The sequence below is a fragment of the Vibrio sp. 970 genome (assembly GCF_033339075.1).
In genome coordinates, this window is sequence record NZ_JAWOTW010000323.1 from 1 (window position 1) to 697 (window position 697).

At 50.5% G+C, this 697-nt stretch carries 1 protein-coding gene; it reads left to right on the forward strand.

Annotated elements, in window-relative coordinates; all coding sequences use genetic code 11:
• A partial coding sequence (locus R7Q11_RS26440) for a glycoside hydrolase domain-containing protein (RefSeq protein WP_225467030.1) occupies positions 1 to 697 on the forward strand: 697 nt, incomplete at both ends.

A 697-nucleotide genomic window follows, 5' to 3' on the forward strand; every position in this document is an offset into this window, starting at 1 on the left:
CGCACTGAAAAACCTAGAAGCAGACACTAACGGCTGGGACTTCGACAACGTCGTACAACAAAACCGCGTGGCTTGGGAAAACATCCTTGGCGAGTTTGAACTGGAAGGTGGCAACAAAGCCGACAAAACCATGTTCTACACCTCGCTCTACCGTACGTTTGTTGCTCCATTCCTATACCAAGATGTGGATGGCAAATACCGTGGCATGGATGGCAAAGTGCACCAAGCAGAAGACGGCTTAGTGAACTACTCAGTGTACTCAATGTGGGATACCTTCCGCGCCGCACACCCACTGAAAACCATCATCGATAAAGACCGCGCAATTGAACACGCACGCGATCTATTGAACAAATACCAAACGGGCGGCGTGCTGCCAAAATGGGAACTGCACTCGGATTACACCGGTGAAATGGTCGGTCATCCTGCGGTCTCGGTTATCGCCGATATCATGGTCAAACACCCAGAAGCCTTTACCGCAGCTGAGTTTGATTTGGCACTGAAAGCCGCTGACGAAACAGTCAACTTCAACCTTGATAAAACCGAAAGCTGGGTGCCTTACCAAGATGCTTGGAACGGTGACAAACGCTTCACGGTCATGACTCGTCACAACGACTACCAAGAAGACGTCGGCTTTATTCCAGCTAACACCAAATGGGCGCCGGATTCTGGTGACAAACCGGGTTACGTAGAAGGCTTG